The 16,371-nt window shown below is 40.7% G+C and carries 13 protein-coding genes and 1 pseudogene; 4 read left to right on the top strand and 10 right to left on the bottom strand.

The annotated features are described in order from the left end of the window. The first annotated feature begins 202 nt into the window (after positions 1-202). Positions 203-1,466, top strand: a pseudogene (locus J8L73_RS11130) (valine--pyruvate transaminase). 385 nt (positions 1,467-1,851) lie between these two features. Next, on the top strand, positions 1,852-3,051 hold the full coding sequence (locus J8L73_RS11125; RefSeq protein WP_211017102.1) for an Nramp family divalent metal transporter: 1,200 nt from the start codon (positions 1,852-1,854) through the stop codon (positions 3,049-3,051). Between the two features lie 91 nt (positions 3,052-3,142). On the opposite strand, the gene J8L73_RS11120 is transcribed toward J8L73_RS11125, so the two are convergent. Continuing rightward, the gene (locus J8L73_RS11120; protein ID WP_211017100.1) at positions 3,143-3,601 is read right to left on the bottom strand and encodes a hypothetical protein; all 459 of its coding nucleotides are present in this window, start codon (positions 3,599-3,601) and stop codon (positions 3,143-3,145) included. Here J8L73_RS11120 and J8L73_RS11115 point away from each other — a divergent pair. Then, the gene (locus J8L73_RS11115; protein ID WP_211017098.1) at positions 3,586-4,773 is read left to right on the top strand and encodes a PQQ-dependent sugar dehydrogenase; all 1,188 of its coding nucleotides are present in this window, start codon (positions 3,586-3,588) and stop codon (positions 4,771-4,773) included. The genes J8L73_RS11120 and J8L73_RS11115 overlap by 16 nt on opposite strands. Positions 4,774-4,930: 157 nt before the next feature. On the opposite strand, the gene J8L73_RS11110 is transcribed toward J8L73_RS11115, so the two are convergent. The 9 genes from J8L73_RS11110 to lrp form a co-directional block, all read right to left on the bottom strand. Beyond that, entirely contained in the window at positions 4,931-6,133 is a 1,203-nt protein-coding gene (locus tag J8L73_RS11110) for a beta-propeller fold lactonase family protein (RefSeq protein ID WP_211017095.1), read from the bottom strand. A 114-nt stretch (positions 6,134-6,247) separates the two neighbouring features. Beyond that, positions 6,248-7,444 carry a DUF3800 domain-containing protein gene (locus tag J8L73_RS11105; protein ID WP_211017093.1) on the bottom strand — a complete coding sequence of 399 codons (1,197 nt, stop codon included), beginning with the start codon at positions 7,442-7,444 and terminating at the stop codon, positions 6,248-6,250. A 118-nt stretch (positions 7,445-7,562) separates the two neighbouring features. Then, positions 7,563-7,856, bottom strand: a complete 294-nt coding sequence (locus tag J8L73_RS11100) for a hypothetical protein (protein ID WP_211017091.1) — start codon at positions 7,854-7,856, stop codon at positions 7,563-7,565. A 338-nt stretch (positions 7,857-8,194) separates the two neighbouring features. Beyond that, positions 8,195-9,499, bottom strand: a complete 1,305-nt coding sequence (gene serS, locus J8L73_RS11095; RefSeq protein WP_211017089.1) for a serine--tRNA ligase — start codon at positions 9,497-9,499, stop codon at positions 8,195-8,197. Between the two features lie 9 nt (positions 9,500-9,508). Continuing rightward, on the bottom strand, positions 9,509-9,889 hold the full coding sequence (gene crcB / locus J8L73_RS11090) for a fluoride efflux transporter CrcB (RefSeq protein WP_089347798.1): 381 nt from the start codon (positions 9,887-9,889) through the stop codon (positions 9,509-9,511). Beyond that, positions 9,882-11,225, bottom strand: a complete 1,344-nt coding sequence (locus J8L73_RS11085; protein ID WP_211017088.1) for a replication-associated recombination protein A — start codon at positions 11,223-11,225, stop codon at positions 9,882-9,884. Before J8L73_RS11085 ends, crcB begins: the two co-directional genes overlap by 8 nt. Further along, positions 11,218-11,844 (bottom strand): outer membrane lipoprotein chaperone LolA, encoded by a 627-nt coding sequence (lolA, locus tag J8L73_RS11080; RefSeq protein WP_211017086.1) that lies wholly within the window; start codon positions 11,842-11,844, stop codon positions 11,218-11,220. The genes J8L73_RS11085 and lolA overlap by 8 nt, the downstream gene beginning before the upstream one ends. Beyond that, positions 11,844-14,375: a DNA translocase FtsK gene (locus tag J8L73_RS11075; RefSeq protein ID WP_211017084.1), complete on the bottom strand. Its 2,532-nt coding sequence runs from the start codon at positions 14,373-14,375 to the stop codon at positions 11,844-11,846. Before J8L73_RS11075 ends, lolA begins: the two co-directional genes overlap by 1 nt. Before the next feature lie 166 nt (positions 14,376-14,541). Next, positions 14,542-15,021 carry a leucine-responsive transcriptional regulator Lrp gene (gene lrp, locus J8L73_RS11070; RefSeq protein ID WP_104642776.1) on the bottom strand — a complete coding sequence of 160 codons (480 nt, stop codon included), beginning with the start codon at positions 15,019-15,021 and terminating at the stop codon, positions 14,542-14,544. A 142-nt stretch (positions 15,022-15,163) separates the two neighbouring features. Between lrp and ald the strand changes: the two genes are divergently transcribed. Next, positions 15,164-16,285, top strand: a complete 1,122-nt coding sequence (gene ald / locus J8L73_RS11065; RefSeq protein ID WP_210999536.1) for an alanine dehydrogenase — start codon at positions 15,164-15,166, stop codon at positions 16,283-16,285. Positions 16,286-16,371: the final 86 nt, after the last annotated feature.

The following is a 16,371-nucleotide window of genomic DNA, read 5'->3' as shown; positions in this document are numbered from 1 at the left end:
AGGGTTTAAATCACCCGCAGTTACTATGCTTGGCTGTGAAGAACACTCAAAATTACTAATAACAATTACCCTGCTTATTTATATTTTTTAATTATACCTTACTGCATATTAAAACCTAAGCAGTGAAATATTCTCAACATGCGATTTAGGCCCATTATTTACGTTATACTGCTCGCCCCGTTATTAACGTAATACAGGTATTATGAACTACTCAAATTTTGGCACTAAATTTACACAACCCAATGGTATAACGCAGCTTATGGAAGATTTAGGCAGCGCCAATAGCAGCAATAACCCAAACATTGTGATGCTTGGCGGTGGTAACCCTGCACAAGTGCCACACGTTAATGCCGTATTTTTAGATGAATTACAAAAATTAGTAGCCAGTAATAAAGTATCGCAAGTGTTTGGTTTATACGACGGCCCAACCGGTAACGATGAATTTAGGGCAGCCCTTGCCAAACAACTTAATAGCGAGTTTGCATGGGGATTAACCGCCGATAACGTAGCGCTGGGTAATGGCAGCCAAGCTAACTTTTTTGTATTATTTAATATGTTGGCAGGCGAAATGCCTGATGGCAGCCACAAAAGGATTTTATTTCCACTTGCGCCTGAGTACGTAGGCTATGCCGATCAAGGTTTAGCCGATGATATGTTTGTGGCAATAAAGCCCGACATCGAAATCTTAAATACCGCTGATGGTTCAAAACAATTTAAATATGTAATTGATTTTGACGCGGTTGAAAAAATACTCGCCAACGATAGCAGCATAAGTGCGCTGTGCGTATCGCGCCCTACCAACCCAACCGGCAATGTAATTACCGATGAAGAAGTACGCCATCTAGACGCCCTAGCACACAAATACAATATTCCTCTTATTATTGATAACGCCTATGGCGACCCATTCCCAGGGTGTATTTACACCGATGCAAATCTAACGTGGAACTCAAACATTATATTATGCATGTCGCTTTCAAAACTGGGTTTGCCAGGCCTGCGTACAGGTATTGTGGTTGCCAGTAACGAGATTATTAAAGCCATAGGCCGCGTTAATGGCTCTATGGTGTTATCGCCTAATGCTATTGGCCCAAGCTTAGTAACGCGCTTAATTAACGACGGCGAACTACTGCCTCTTTGTAAAAAAACCGTACTGCCTTTTTATAAAAAATAAAGCCCAAACTGCGATTAATTTGTTTGATGAAATTTTTGCAGACCTTCCTGTGTATTTACATAAGCTCGAAGGCGCCTTTTTTATGTGGTTATGGTTTAAAGACTCAAAAATAACCAGCGAAATGCTTTATCAAAAACTTAAAGAGCAAGACGTGTATATCATTCCCGGGCACAACTTTTTTATTGGCATTGAAGATAGCTGGGAGCACAAACATCAGTGCGTGCGTATAAACTACGCTAACGATGAAACAACGCTTAGAAAAGGCTTAGAGGCAATTAAAGCACTCATAATGTAACTGCACGAATGCCGATATTAATATCGGCATTCGTCAATTAGCTTATATTCATTTAAATTTGCTGCATATAAAACTCTGCCTTTTTTTGCAGCAAGTATAATTTAAACTTAGCGCCTTCATGTACACACCTCACCCTAATCAGCGACTCGTTTAATATTTAATCAAACGCATTTTATCCCCTTTAAATTTATATATAAATTGGTATCCTACGCGACCTTTTTTAGCATATGCTTATAAAAAAGAACCAGTCATGGAGCGACTATCGCTGCAGGGCACTTATTTTAAGTGGCAGCAATAACACAACAGGCATCGCGTATAATTTTTGATTTTAAACGTAAGATGTAACTTTAAATAGCAACATGCATTAGCACTATTAAGGTCAATTATGCGATTAGGACCAGGACTACTCGTCACTGCAGCCTTCATTGGGCCAGGAACCATTACTACCGCCAGCGTGGCAGGTGCAAACTTTGGTTTTGCACTTGTATGGACATTACTGTTTTCAGTTATTGCCACCATATTATTACAATCTATGGCGGCGCGCCTTGGCGTTGCAACAGGGCAAGACTTAGCTCAAGCACTCAGAGCAAATATTCAAACGCCTTTATTTAAATCTTTGGCTATATTTTTAGTTATTAGCGCCATTGGTGTGGGCAGTGCAGCCTATGAAGCGGGTAATTTAAGTGGCGCTAGTATGGGCTTAATTGAAATATTCCCGCAAGTGAACGCTCAAATATGGACGCCTCTCATTGCATTTTTAAGTGCTGCATTGCTGTATAGCGGTAAACATAAAGTGGTAGAAAACGCGCTTATTATATTGGTTATTTTAATGAGCTTAGTGTTTATCTCTACACTTGTAATGGCATCGCCTTCATTGGGCGATGTATTTGCCGGCTTTATTCCTAGTATGCCAGAGGGTTCTATTACAACCATACTCGCTTTAGTTGGCACTACCATTGTGCCATACAACCTGTTTTTACATTCAGGTGTGCTCGCCGCTAGGCATAATAGCAATAGCGATCTGAACAAAGTAATTAAACAAACTAATGTCGATACCGGCCTCTCTATTACCTTAGGAGGCGTGATCACATTAGCTATTTTATCTACCGCATCGGTCGCTTTTTATGGCACAGACGCGGGGCAAATTAGTGCAGCAAACATGGCCGTACAATTAGAGCCGTTGCTTGGCGAAGCAGCCCATTACTTTTTTGCCATTGGTTTATTTTCTGCAGGTTTAACAAGCGCGATTACAGCGCCACTTGCGGGTGCTTACGCCGTGTGTGGCATGTTAGGTTGGTCAAACGATATGGGTAACGCACGTTTTAAAGGTGTTGCTATTGTTATTTTATTGTTTGGCGCTGCGGTGGCATCACTCGGTTTAGACCCTGTCGCGGTCATTATATTCGCACAAGCGGCTAACGGGTTATTACTTCCTATTGTTAGCACCTACCTTGTATGGCTGGTCAATCAAAAAAGAGTAATGGGAAACTACACTAATTCTTTGGTTTTAAACCTGGTGACCTTACCCGTTTTAATCCTAATATTTGGATTAAGTAGCTACAAACTCGTTAGCTTAATATTTTAATCTAATGCTAGAAACCATACTAAAAGGCCGCTGTTTACTATAAACAGCGGCCTTTATTAATCAGTAAATAACGTATGCGCCGTATTTATATTCACACATCACACTTTTTCGGGTTTCTAGCTGCCTTAGTTAACTGTGAGAACGTATAACCCCCAACCGCACCTGCAAATAACTGCATATAAAAGCCCCAGCCACGTGCGCCCGCTATAATATGAATATTCATAATCGATTCAATGGCAATTAACACAATAGCAAATGCGACTATGCCAGCAATAATGAATAACTGAGTACTGTATTTTTGCACCTTTTTATTAAGCTTTACGGTAACAAAAAACGCAATGGCAAGTGCAACAGCAATAATAGCACCGTAGGTAGGTAATAAACCGAGCCAATCATCAAGCGTTAAACTAGCACGATCACTAAAGCCCACCACTACACCTACATTAACTAATTGATTGACAACGTATTGGCTATGAAACAAGCTAGCAAGTGTAAAGGTAAGTAACCAAGAAACTAAAAATAAAGGGAGTATACGTGTTAAAAATGGCATGGTTATCTCAACTTAAAATAAAGCTTTTTTCTTACAGTAGCAAAGGCTTGCAATGTAAACAACGACTCTCTCAATTAGCGCTATGGTTGTTTGTAGGGCTTTTTGCGTCCACGGCCAGCGCTGCTACATTACCTAAAGAGCAGTACAGCACTCACACACTCGCTACAAAATTAAATTCGCCGTGGAGCATGGTTAAACTACCAAACGGCACATGGTTAATTACAGAGCGTAACGGCCACGTTGTTATTGTAAAAAACAACAAACAATCTAGAGTAAATTTAAACCTTGAAAGCTTATACGTTGCAGGCCAAGGCGGCTTACTTGATATTGTGCTTTCGCCTAATTTTAACGCTACTAAAGAAGTCATATTTACTTATGCTCAAGGTGATGCAAGCGCAAACAGGCTTGTTGTTGCCAAAGCCACGTTTAATGGCACTGACTTTTCAAAGCCACACGTTATTTATAAAGTAGCGACTGATAAAAACACACCACAACATTACGCTGGTCGAGCTCTTATCCTACCCGACAATACGTTATTAGTTTCAACGGGCGATGGGTTTGACTTTAGAGAGCAAGCACAAGTTATCACCAGCCAACTTGGCAAACTATTACGTATAAACCTAGATGGCACCACTCCTAAAGATAACCCATTTATTAATCACAAAAACCTAAATGCACATGCTGTTTACTCACTCGGTCACCGTAACCCGCAAGGCTTAGTGTATGATTACGATACGCATCAAATTGTTAGCCACGAGCACGGCCCTGCAGGCGGCGACGAGCTAAACTATTTAACCACAGGCACTAATTATGGGTGGCCTGTGATCACCTACGGCAAAGATTACTCGCAAGCACGTATTTCACCCTTTACCGAATATAAAGGTATGCAAAAACCAAGTGTTAATTGGACGCCCTCAATCGCCCCATCAGGCATGGCGTATTATGGCTTTAAACACACTGTATTCCCTTCACTTCAAAAACATGTACTCATCACTACGCTTGTTGATAAAAAGCTCTACAGCGTTGATTTGGCCAATGGTGAATTCACCCAGTCCCACGTATTTCCTAAAGCTGCAGGCAGGTTAAGAGACGTGTTTATAACTGATAAAGGTAACGTCGCAGTATTAACAGACGGTAAAGAGGCAAAGCTAATGTTGATGACATCAAATTAATTCACAAGAAATAAGAGCCGCTACACTTTTTAAATAAGGTAGCAGCTTTAAATAAGCACTTTGGTTAATTAAGTAATCTGATTAGTATGATCAGGATTTGACCAAACTGCAAAAAATAGGATGGGTGATGTCAATGCTATTTTTTCAACGCCTATCTTTACTTTATGTTAAATACAAATACTGAATTATTTTTACCGGTAGCTACCAATAGGTGTCGGTTGTCTTCTGTAAGAGTAATTGATGATATTTTCTTTAATTCATTATCACGCACACTTAATAGCTTACTCTTAAAACGAAGCCTTCCATTATCTTCGGTCTCAAATAAATAAATCCCGTAACCCGCTTCTCCTGCTGCATATAATCTCGAACCATCCGCTGTCATCGCCAAGCTTCCCGCACCTTCTAGACCCGAACCACCAATATCTGAATTATTTATCGCCTGTAAAAATTTAAAATGTCCGTCATCCAATTTATGAAAAACAACAATGGAACTACTCCCAGCACAGGCGATGTACAAAAATTTCCCGTTGGGAGAAACAATAATTTTCTGAGGATTAACAAAGTGGTTTACTCCATCACTACCGTTTTTTAAAACTTGCTTAACTAGTAAATTCCCCGTTTTACTTCTATCAAAGATAGTTAATTGATGTTTTTCAAACCCTAAGACATACAGTTCATCATTCAAGGGAGATAATGCCAAGCTAATTGCTTTACCCAAATCATCTTCAAATGGTTTAGCACCCTTAACAGTCCTATTAAATATTACCTGTTTATCTGGAGTGATATCAAAAATAGAAATGGCGTTACTCATATAGCTTGCAATTAATAATTGCTTTTCATTAAGAGTGTTAACTATATCCCAAGCACCAAGCAGACCAAGGCTATCAAGCTTTCCAACTGGCACTTCACTATCAAATACTCGTTCATAACTAAGACCGTCGCTTATAGTTTTCTTAAAACTATAAGCATTATTTTTACTAGAAAAGATAGTTAAAGCACCATCATAAAATCCGGTAACAACCACTTTATTCCCATGTTCCAAAGATATAAGGCCAGAAGCACCTTCAAGTCCACTTATGCTCTCAGAAGAGTTTTTAAACACTTGGCTGAATGTAAGGTTGAAATTATCGTCTAAATTGAAAACAGCGAAAGCATTATCATCTCCACTTGATATAAACACTTTAGAATTATCTGAAAGAACTTTAACACTTCTAGGGTTACCTAAACCATCATTGTTATTCACATCATCTTTTAGTATTTGGATGAGTTTAAGCTCTTCTGTCTCACCTGCAATTGAAACATTAGAAGCAATGGCTGTAGTAATGATTAAAAATGATACTATTATTTTTTGATTGAACATTAACTCGATACTCTCCTAGAAACATAACGCCTTGCTAAGCGCGCAAAAAATTGTTGGCTAAAATAGTAAGGAACGAACAAAAGCCAACTGTTTTTTGTCCGTTTAAGCAATTTGTTAAAAAGCCACTTCTTCGCCACTACCCTTTGCTCTCATGAGATAGTGAGCCGTACTATCTGCGGGGTTTACTCCGCCATCGTACTCAGTTCCCAGGCTTTTCGGTGTTACATTTTGAGTTGGCCAAATTTTATTTTTAGTCGTTAATTTATCCAAACCAAGCTTGTTTAACTCTAAAAAGAAATAATCATCTTTTTCACCTTTACTGACCCCGTTTGCCCAATAAGCAAGGCAGCTGGCAATAATATCTGCAACTTGAAGTTGAGCATACTCTTCAGAACTTGAGAATTTCAAACTTTTCCCTTTAAGCGGTAGGTTAAATTTCCTACGGGCATATCCCAATTCAATGGTATCTTGAGTCCAGTCCATGAATTGTGCAAATAGGGCTTTCTGCTTTTCTAATGTTTGTGAGTCGTCATGAACAATATGGAAGCCTTTTGGATGTACATCCCCCCAATTTAAACACTGGCAAAATAGCGCAGGAATTGAAGGGTCAAGCGCCTCTTTTTCTATGCCGTCAAGAGCATCTTGAATAATAGACTTTGTGCTTAAAATCATATTGATGTCACTTTTGAAGTTGTCGCTTGAACAAGTATCGTTCAAAGCTTCAACATCAGAGTAGAACTGTTCGATAAACTCATCTGTTTGAAATTTGATCATTTTAACAAATGACTTATACATTTTAAGAACTGGCTCTTCACCACAAAATGTTGGCAAGCAATAAAACCACATATTTGACAGAGCAATATTGGCTCCATTAAGATATAAATCTTGACCCCTCAAGTGCATCATATGTTCAATTAAGAGGTCTACAATTTTTGTTGTAACCATAAACTTTTTATGAATTAACTCAACTCTAACTCTATTCTTGTTGATTAATGAGTGTTTCATTAACCTTACCATGCCATCTTGACCTGATTTTTTTCTCTTTAATTGCTTAAAATGTGCTTCTTTTGGCGAACGAGAGCCGGTTAATTCGATCAATCTAAGGGCTTCTTGTTCGGTAAACTTGCAACCAGAAAGTGTAAATATAGGTTGGTTTTCATCAATAATATTAGAACCTGTATTTCCAGATTCATCTAGAAATATAGTTGCTACTTTTAAGCTTTCTGATGCTTTGCTTGCTAGCTCTGCTGACAGTTTTTTCTTTTTATCAGCAATCTTCTTTTTTCTTTTAGCTTGACTATTTCGACTCATGCCGACTCCTTGGCCTTTTAACGCCCGCATAAGCTGCGGAGCATGTTGGACGCTTTTTTGCGCCCTTTTCTTTTAAGAAAAAATCGGACAATGTGTGACGTCAGATTTAATGCGCTTGTTAAATGGGATTTACTTCAACACGTGAAAACTCTGGATATGTTCTTCCATCATTATCGGTAAAAGCTATTTTTATTTTTTTCTTACATTCTTCAATTGTAAAAGGTAAGGCATCAGTTTCTGAAGAGATAATAATTCTCGGTGGATTACATTCGACTTTAATTTCGTCGTTTTCAAGAATTGAAGAAACTGCTTCAGCAGCACATAAAACTGCACTTTCAAAAGCCTCCTCAGCATTATCAAACGAGCCTATATGGAATTCATTATTTTTAAAGATGGTAATTACATATTGCATAGATACTTCCATTTAACAATTTTGTATCCGACATATGTCGCTTTATAAACCGACAAATGTCCAAATATTACGAAGTATCTAATTTAACCAGCGAATAGACACATGTAAACAACTAGTTAGCTGTCATCTAAATTTACTAGATGTGGGAAAACACCAAAATGGTAGAGATCAGTAATATTGGACAAAAGAGTAATGCACTAATAAATAACAAAACATAGATTTTTCCTTTCCCCTTTAACCTCGAACCTTTTACTTTTACCCACAACAAAAAAGCCGCTGTTCGTTAAAACAGCGGCTTTTCTACTTAAAGCTTATAGCTATAAACTAATAGCTAAACCTTACGCTTTACCAATCACTTCAAGTCCACCCATGTATGGGCGTAATACTTCTGGTACTACTACCGAGCCGTCGGCTTGTTGGTAGTTTTCTAGGATGGCTACGAGTGTACGACCAACCGCTAAACCTGAACCGTTTAATGTATGGAGTAACTCTGGTTTTTTAGCACCTTCACGACGAAAGCGTGCTTGCATACGGCGCGCTTGGAAATCGACCATGTTTGAACAAGACGAAATTTCGCGGTAGGTGTCTTGTGCCGGTAACCATACTTCTAAATCATATGTTTTAGCTGCGCCAAAGCCCATGTCGCCCATACATAAAATGACTTTACGGTACGGAAGTTCTAATGCTTGTAAAATTTGCTCTGCGTGGCCTGTTAGCTCTTCAAGCGCTTGCATTGAATCTTCTGGTTTTACTAGTTGTACTAGTTCAACTTTATCAAACTGGTGCTGACGAATTAAACCGCGTGTATCGCGACCGTAGCTGCCTGCTTCACTTCTAAAACATGGCGTGTGTGCAGTTAAGCGAATGGGTAAATCGCTTTCTTCGTAAATTTCGTCGCGTGCGCTATTAGTCAGCGGTACTTCTGCTGTTGGGATTAAGCTAAAGCCAGCTTGTTGTTCACCCTCGTCATTTACTAGGCCTAATGTGTGGAATAAGTCGCCTGCAAACTTGGGTAATTGGCTTGTGCCGTAAAGGCTTGCGCTATTTACTAAGTACGGTACATACATTTCTGTATAACCGTTTTTGTCTGTGTGGGTGTCTAGCATGTATTGCGTAAGTGCACGGTGCATACGCGCTACTTGGCCGCGCATTACGGTAAAGCGTGCGCCACTAATTTTAACGCCCATTTCAAAATCTAGGCCGTTTAGGTCTTGCCCTACATCTACGTGATCTTTTACTTCAAAGTCGTATTTTTTAGGCGTGCCCCACGTAAGTATTTCAACGTTGTCGTCTTCGTCAGCGCCTTCTGGTACTGATTCGTCTGGCAAGTTTGGAATTGCTAATGCAATGTCGTTAATGGCGTTTAGAACTTCGTCTTGCGCTTTTTTAGTTGCGTCTAATTCGCTGCCTAAATTTGCCACTGCGTCTAGTAGTGGCTGTGCATCTTCGCCTTTCGCTTTTGCTTGACCAATGGCTTTAGCACTGGCGTTACGTTGACTTTGAAGCTCTTGCGTTTTTACTTGTAATGTTTTGCGTTGCTCTTCAAGTTCTGTCACTTTTGCAACATCAAGCTCGTAGCCACGAGCCGCTAAGCGTGCTGCAGTTTGCTCAACGTCTTGTCGTAAATATTTAGAATCTAACATGTTAGTTTTTTAACCTTTTTGCATTACCAGCTGAAGGCCCAGCCAAGCCATAAAAATACAGATCATCACATTTAAGATGATATTGAGGGCCATTTTAATAAAGTGACCTTGTTGTAACAACAACAACGAGTCCATTGAGAATGTCGAAAAGGTGGTTAACGCACCTAAAAAGCCAATACCAATAAGGGTTTTAGCGGGGCTTGCGGTGATAATTTCTTTATCTATCAAACCGTACAAAATGCCCATTAACAATGAACCAAGAATATTAACCGTCAACGTGCCAAAAGGGAATCCCCTACCGAGGAGTTTTAGCATGGTTTCGCTAATAAAAAACCGTAAACAGGCCCCTGAGGCGCCGCCAAGGGCAATCATCATATAAAGTTTAATCATTTTCGTACCGTTTAAGTGGGCTTTGCGCGTCGCGCTCTTTTAGGTAATCGAGTTTTTGTTTAATTTTTTGCTCAAGGCCGCGATCGCTCGGTAAGTAATATTCTTTGCCGTCTATTTCTGGCGGTAAGTACTTTTCACCTGCGGCAAAGGCACCCTCTTCGTTATGCGCATAACGGTACTCGGCGCCATACCCTAAGTCTTTCATTAGGTTTGTGGGCGCATTGCGTAAATGCTCAGGCACTGGGTAACTTGGCTCGTTTTTGGCATCAGCCTTTGCTTGGTTAAATGCCATATAAACCGCATTACTTTTGGGTGCGCTGGCTAAATATAGGGTAGCTTGTGCAATGGCGCGCTCGCCCTCACTTGGACCGACACGCTGAAATATATCCCATGCGTTTAACGCCACTTCCATCGCGCGTGGGTCGGCATTGCCTATATCTTCGGTTGCAATGGCAAGTAAGCGCCTTGCTACATAAAGAGGGTCGCCACCACCGGCTAAAATACGGCAGTACCAATACAGCGCACCATCGGGTGAGCTGCCTCGTACTGATTTATGAAAAGCCGATATTAAATCGTAAAATTCATCGCCGCCTTTATCGTATTTAGCTAAATGGGTTGGCAGTACTTGGCTTAATACGTGCTCATCTACGTTGTATGTGCCGTTTTGCTCCGTGGTTAAATCAACCGCTTGCTCAAGCAGGTTTAACACTTTACGGGCATCACCGCCGCTTGCTTGGCAAAGCGCCTGTTTGGCGTTATTAGCAATAACAATGTTTTTTTGATTTAGTTGCTCATCTTGTTTAAGTGCGCGCTCTATCACTGTGTAGAGGTCGCTCTCTTGTAATGACTTTAAAACATACACGCGCGCACGCGATAAAATAGCGTTATTAAGTGCAAATGAAGGGTTTTCGGTTGTGGCTCCTACAAATATAAAGGTGCCATCTTCTATGTGGGGTAAAAATGCATCTTGTTGCGATTTGTTAAAGCGGTGAACTTCGTCAACAAACATTAAGGTGCGTTGCCCACGGCTTTGCAAGTTATCTTGCGCTTGCGTTACGCTGTCGCGAATATCTTTCACACCTGCGGTAACAGCCGACATTTGTATAAGTTCGGCATCGGCATGGTTTGCAATAATTTGCGCAAGGGTTGTTTTACCTACACCAGGCGGGCCCCACAAAATTAAGCTGTGGCAACGCCCTGCAACAATGGCTTGGTGCAGGGGTTTATCGTCACTAAGTAAATGTTGCTGACCTATATATTCGTCAAGCGTTGTTGGGCGCATTCTAGCCGCAAGCGGGCGTACATCTGGCCCAAAGTTAAACCCTAAATTATTCACCGTTACTCTGATCGTCTATTTCAACACCCTCTGGCGGGGTAAATTCAAAGGTACTTGTATCAAGCTCGGTATTTACTTGTGCATCGTTAAAGCTAAATGATGAAAGCTGACCAGAATTATCTGTCACGATTAATTTAGCAAGGCCTTGCTCGTTACCTGCAAAAGTAATATCCAGCTGTTCTACTTGGCTCTCTACGCCTTTATTTGGCGTAACGCTAAAGCCAGAGTTGGTAGCTTGTACGCTGTATTTTTCCCATTGTGCGGGATCTTTTGAGGTAAGCAATACAAACGGTGTTGAGTCTATAAGGCTATGGGTATCCATAATAGTTACTTGCTCAGCAAAGCTGTCGAAGTAATAGGTTTTGTCGCCATTTGATACAAATAAGGTATCGTCTGGGGTTGTTTGTTGCCAGCGGATCATCATAGGTTGTTTAAGGGCAATTGTGCCCTCGCCTTGCATAACCGATTGGCCTTGCGAATCAGTTACGTTTTGCGAAAACTGCGCTTTAAAACTTTTAAGTGTTGCAAGTTTATCTTGCAGTGCCTGGCTGTCGTCAGCAAAACTAGGCGTGGCAACTAAGCTGCCAAGCACTAATAATAAACTGTTTAATTTTTTCATTAATTTGCTCCATTAGGTACTAATACATCACGAGCGCCATTATGGCCTGGCGAACTCACGATACCCGATGTTTCCATTTGTTCTACTAGTCGTGCTGCACGGTTATAGCCAACACGCAATTTACGTTGTACTGACGATACCGATACTTTGCCGGTTTCTATTACAAATGCGACTGCTTCGTCGTAAAGAGGGTCTGACTCTTCATCTGCATTTTCGCTTGCTTCACCAGGTAACAAAATATCTTCTGTTGCATCACCATTTAAAATTTCATCTACGTAGTTTGGTTTACCACGTGCTTTCCAATCATTTACTACAGCGTGTACTTCATGGTCGTCTACAAATGCGCCATGAACACGTTCAGGTACGCTTGTGCCTGGCGGTAAATAAAGCATGTCACCCATACCTAATAGGTTTTCGGCGCCTTGCTGGTCGAGTATGGTACGCGAGTCTATTTTACTTGATACCTGAAACGCCATTCGTGTAGGTATATTGGCTTTAATTAAGCCGGTAATTACATCTACCGATGGGCGCTGTGTTGCAAGTACTAAGTGTATACCCGCCGCACGTGCTTTTTGCGCAATACGGGCAATGAGCTCTTCAACTTTTTTACCTACAATCATCATCATGTCGGCAAATTCGTCAATAACTACCACTATGCTTGGTAGTTTATCTAGCTCATCGGGGCCTTCTTTCATGCCGTCGGTGTCTTTAAATAATGGGTCAAGAATTGGGTAACCCGCCTCTTTGGCCTCAAGTACTTTTTGGTTGTAACCTTTTAAGTTACGCACACCTAGCGCCGACATTAATTTATAGCGGCGCTCCATTTCACCTACACACCAGCGCAGCGCGTTAGCCGCTTCTTTCATATCGGTAACTACTTCACACAATAAATGCGGAATACCTTCGTAAACTGAAAGCTCTAGCATTTTAGGATCTATCATGATCATACGTACATCGTCAGGGCCCGATTTGTACAGCAAGCTTACTATCATGACATTAACGCCCACTGATTTACCCGAACCAGTTGTACCTGCAACGAGTAAGTGTGGCATTTTACCTAAATCAGCACACACAGGTTGTCCTGCAATATCTTTACCTAACACCATGGTCAATGGCGACGGGTTTTGCTCAAATTTAGGCGCGTTTATTACTTCTGACAAACGGACTATTTCACGGTGTTTATTAGGCAGCTCTATACCGATATATGTTTTACCCGGTATAACTTCAACTACGCGTACGCTGATAGCTGAAAGCGAACGGGCTAAATCTTTAGATAAGCCAGTAATTTTAGACACTTTTATACCTGGTGCTAAATCAAGCTCAAAACGGGTTACTACGGGCCCTGGGTAAACCCCTACTACAGTGGCTTGCACGTTAAAGTCGAGTAGTTTTGTTTCAACAAGACGCGATACGGTATCGAGCTCTTCTTGTGATATTGGGTTTTTAGCTTTATCTGGCCTATCGAGTAAATCAAGCGAAGGTAAAGGCCCCGGCGGTGGCTCTTTATCAAGTAACTCTTCGAATTTTTCTTTTGCCGTTGGCGGTGGCTGATACGCAGGTTTTGGCTTAGGCATAGGCCTTGCCGGCGATACAACCGTAGTAACTGGTTTTTCAGGTTCAACGACTTGGCTTTGATCAAGCGCGTTAAGCGCAGCCTCTGTATCCATTGGCTCGTCGTCTATGGCGCTAAAGCCAATTTCTTGATCGAGTATATCGTCAAGCTCATCAAATGGGCTGTAGTCATCACTAATTTGTGGCTCACTAAACGTTGGCAGCTCTTTAGTAATGGCTTTTTGTTTGTCTTGTTTTTTATTGTTAGTTGGTGCTTGTTCAAATTCAGGTGAGTCATTTGGCTCGTTGTTTATATCAAACGCGATTTCATCAAAACTTTCTTCGTTAAACTGAGCATCAGCTTGTACTGCACTACCCGCAATACGTTCTCGATGCATCCAACCTTGTGCGTAGTCTTTAGTATAACGATAAAACCTAACAACTAAATCGCCCAACCAATCTACAAACTCAACCCACGACACACCTGTTAATAGGGTTAAACCGGCAAAAAAGAAGCACAGTAATAATATAGTAGTGCCGGTAAAATTAAAGGCAGGCATCATTGCCGATGCAATCACATCGCCCACTACCCCACCAGATGAAAAGTTATAAATATCATCAAAATTAATGCTGCTGATTGCGGTAGCTGACGTTATAAATAACGAAAAACCAATAACGCGAAGTGCAAGCGTTGTGTAATCAAGCTGTAAAATTCGGTGAGGTTGTTTAAATAATAAATAGCCAAACAACTGAATTGCTGCAGGTACAAAGTACGCAAGCCAACCAAAGGTAAGTAGTAATATATCAGCTATCCACGCACCCGCAGCACCCGTAATATTACTTACTTCACTAAAGCTTGTTTGTGACCAAGCAGCATCTGCTGGATCAAAACTGATTAGGGCACATAAAATGAAAATTGCCGCAAAGGTACTGATTATCAGCCCTGTTTCTAATAGTCTTTGCACACCGTTTAGGCGCATAGCTTCCTATCCCTCTTTATTATTCTATTTGCACTTGCTTAGCAGTCAAATACCTTAGCAGGAAATGCAATTTGATGCACTTTATCTTAGTTTGTATGGCCTGATTATGAACAAGTTTTTATTATTTAAGCGCAAAAATAATTATACCAACAGCTAAGCACGGCCGTTAAGCGATATAAGGGCGTATAATTACACCCTGCTCACCTTTTACCTCTTCCATTACTACATAAGTTCGGCTTTCACTTACGTTAGGAAGTTTTAAAAGTATATCGCCTAAAACACCTCGATATTCTGACATATCATTTACTCGTGTTTTTAATAAAAAATCAAAATTACCCGACACCAAATGACACTCTATTATTTCTTCATGCTTTTTTACAGCGGCGCTAAATTCGTCAAATACATCGGGTGAAGTTTTAGTAATAGTGACTTCTACATACACAGATAACCCCTGCCCAAGCTTGGCAGGATCGACCACAGCTTTGTAACCTAATATATAGCCTTCTCGTTCTAGCTTTTTTACTCTTTCTAGACAGGGCGTGGCGCTCAGGCCAACTCGTCGGGCCAGTTCTACATTAGAAAGGCGCCCATCGTGTTGTAATTCCATTAAAATTTTACGGTCAATTCTATCTAATAACTGATGCATATGCCCAACTAGTTTTTTATTCTGTTTATTTTTATTATTTAGATAATAACACTAGCCTAGCATTTAAAAAAGGTGAGACACACTGCCTTGTCATGAATATAATAGTGGAAAATATAAATCCGTTCTTAATAAGGCAAATTTTATGATTATTGGTGTACCTAAAGAAATTAAAAACCATGAATACCGTGTAGGTATGGTTCCTGCGAGTGTTCGTGAATTAGTAAATCACGGCCACCAAGTGATTGTTGAAACAAATGCAGGTATGGGCATTGGTTTTACAAACGAAGACTACACTCAAGCTGGCGCTGAAATTTTAGCAACTGCGGCTGATGTTTTTGCAAAAGCAGACATGATCGTAAAAGTAAAAGAGCCACAAGCTGTTGAGCGTGCAATGCTACGTGAAGACCAAATCTTATTTACTTACCTTCACCTTGCACCAGATCTTCCACAAACTGAAGACCTTGTTAAAAGCAAAGCGATTTGTATCGCATACGAAACAGTAACAGATGCCCGTGGCGGTTTACCTCTTCTTGCACCTATGAGTGAAGTTGCTGGTCGTATGTCTATTCAAGCTGGTGCACAAGCGCTTGAAAAATCTAACCACGGCCGTGGTATGCTACTTGGTGGCGTACCAGGTGTTGAAGCTGCAAAAGTTGTTGTAATCGGCGGCGGCATGGTTGGTCGCAGTGCTGCACAAATGGCTGTTGGCATGGGCGCAGACGTTGTTGTTCTTGATCGTAACATTGATGTTTTACGTGCACTAGATGCACAATTTGGTAATAAAGTAAAAGCTATTTACTCTACTGCTGACGCTCTTGAAAAACACGTATTAGAAGCTGATTTAGTAATTGGTGGCGTACTAATCCCTGGTGCAGCAGCACCTAAACTAGTAACAGCTGAACACATTAAAGCAATGAAGCCTGGCTCTGCAATTGTTGATGTTGCCATTGACCAAGGTGGGTGTATTGCAACGTCTAAAGCAACTACACATGCTGATCCTACTTTCATTGTTGATGAAGTTGTTCACTACTGTGTTGCAAACATGCCTGGCGCTGTACCACGTACTTCTACGTTTGCACTTAACAATGCAACACTGCCTTTCATCATTAACCTTGCAAACAAAGGTTACAAAAAGGCACTACTTGATGACGCTCACTTCTTAGAAGGCTTAAACGTAATTAAAGGCCAAGTAACATACAAAGAAGTAGCAGAAGCGTTCAACATGGAATATGTTGACCCACGCACTGCAGTAGAAAACGCATAAGTATATGTTTTACAGTTAGGTAAATCGTTACCTAACTGTAAGCATTAAAAAAGCAGCTATTTAGCTGCTTTTTTTGTGTCTAAATT

The sequence above is a fragment of the Pseudoalteromonas sp. MMG006 genome (assembly GCF_018101025.1).
In the GTDB taxonomy this organism is placed as follows: domain Bacteria; phylum Pseudomonadota; class Gammaproteobacteria; order Enterobacterales; family Alteromonadaceae; genus Pseudoalteromonas.
Note: the sequence above shows the minus strand (reverse complement) of the source record. Positions and strands in the feature narration are given on the sequence as shown.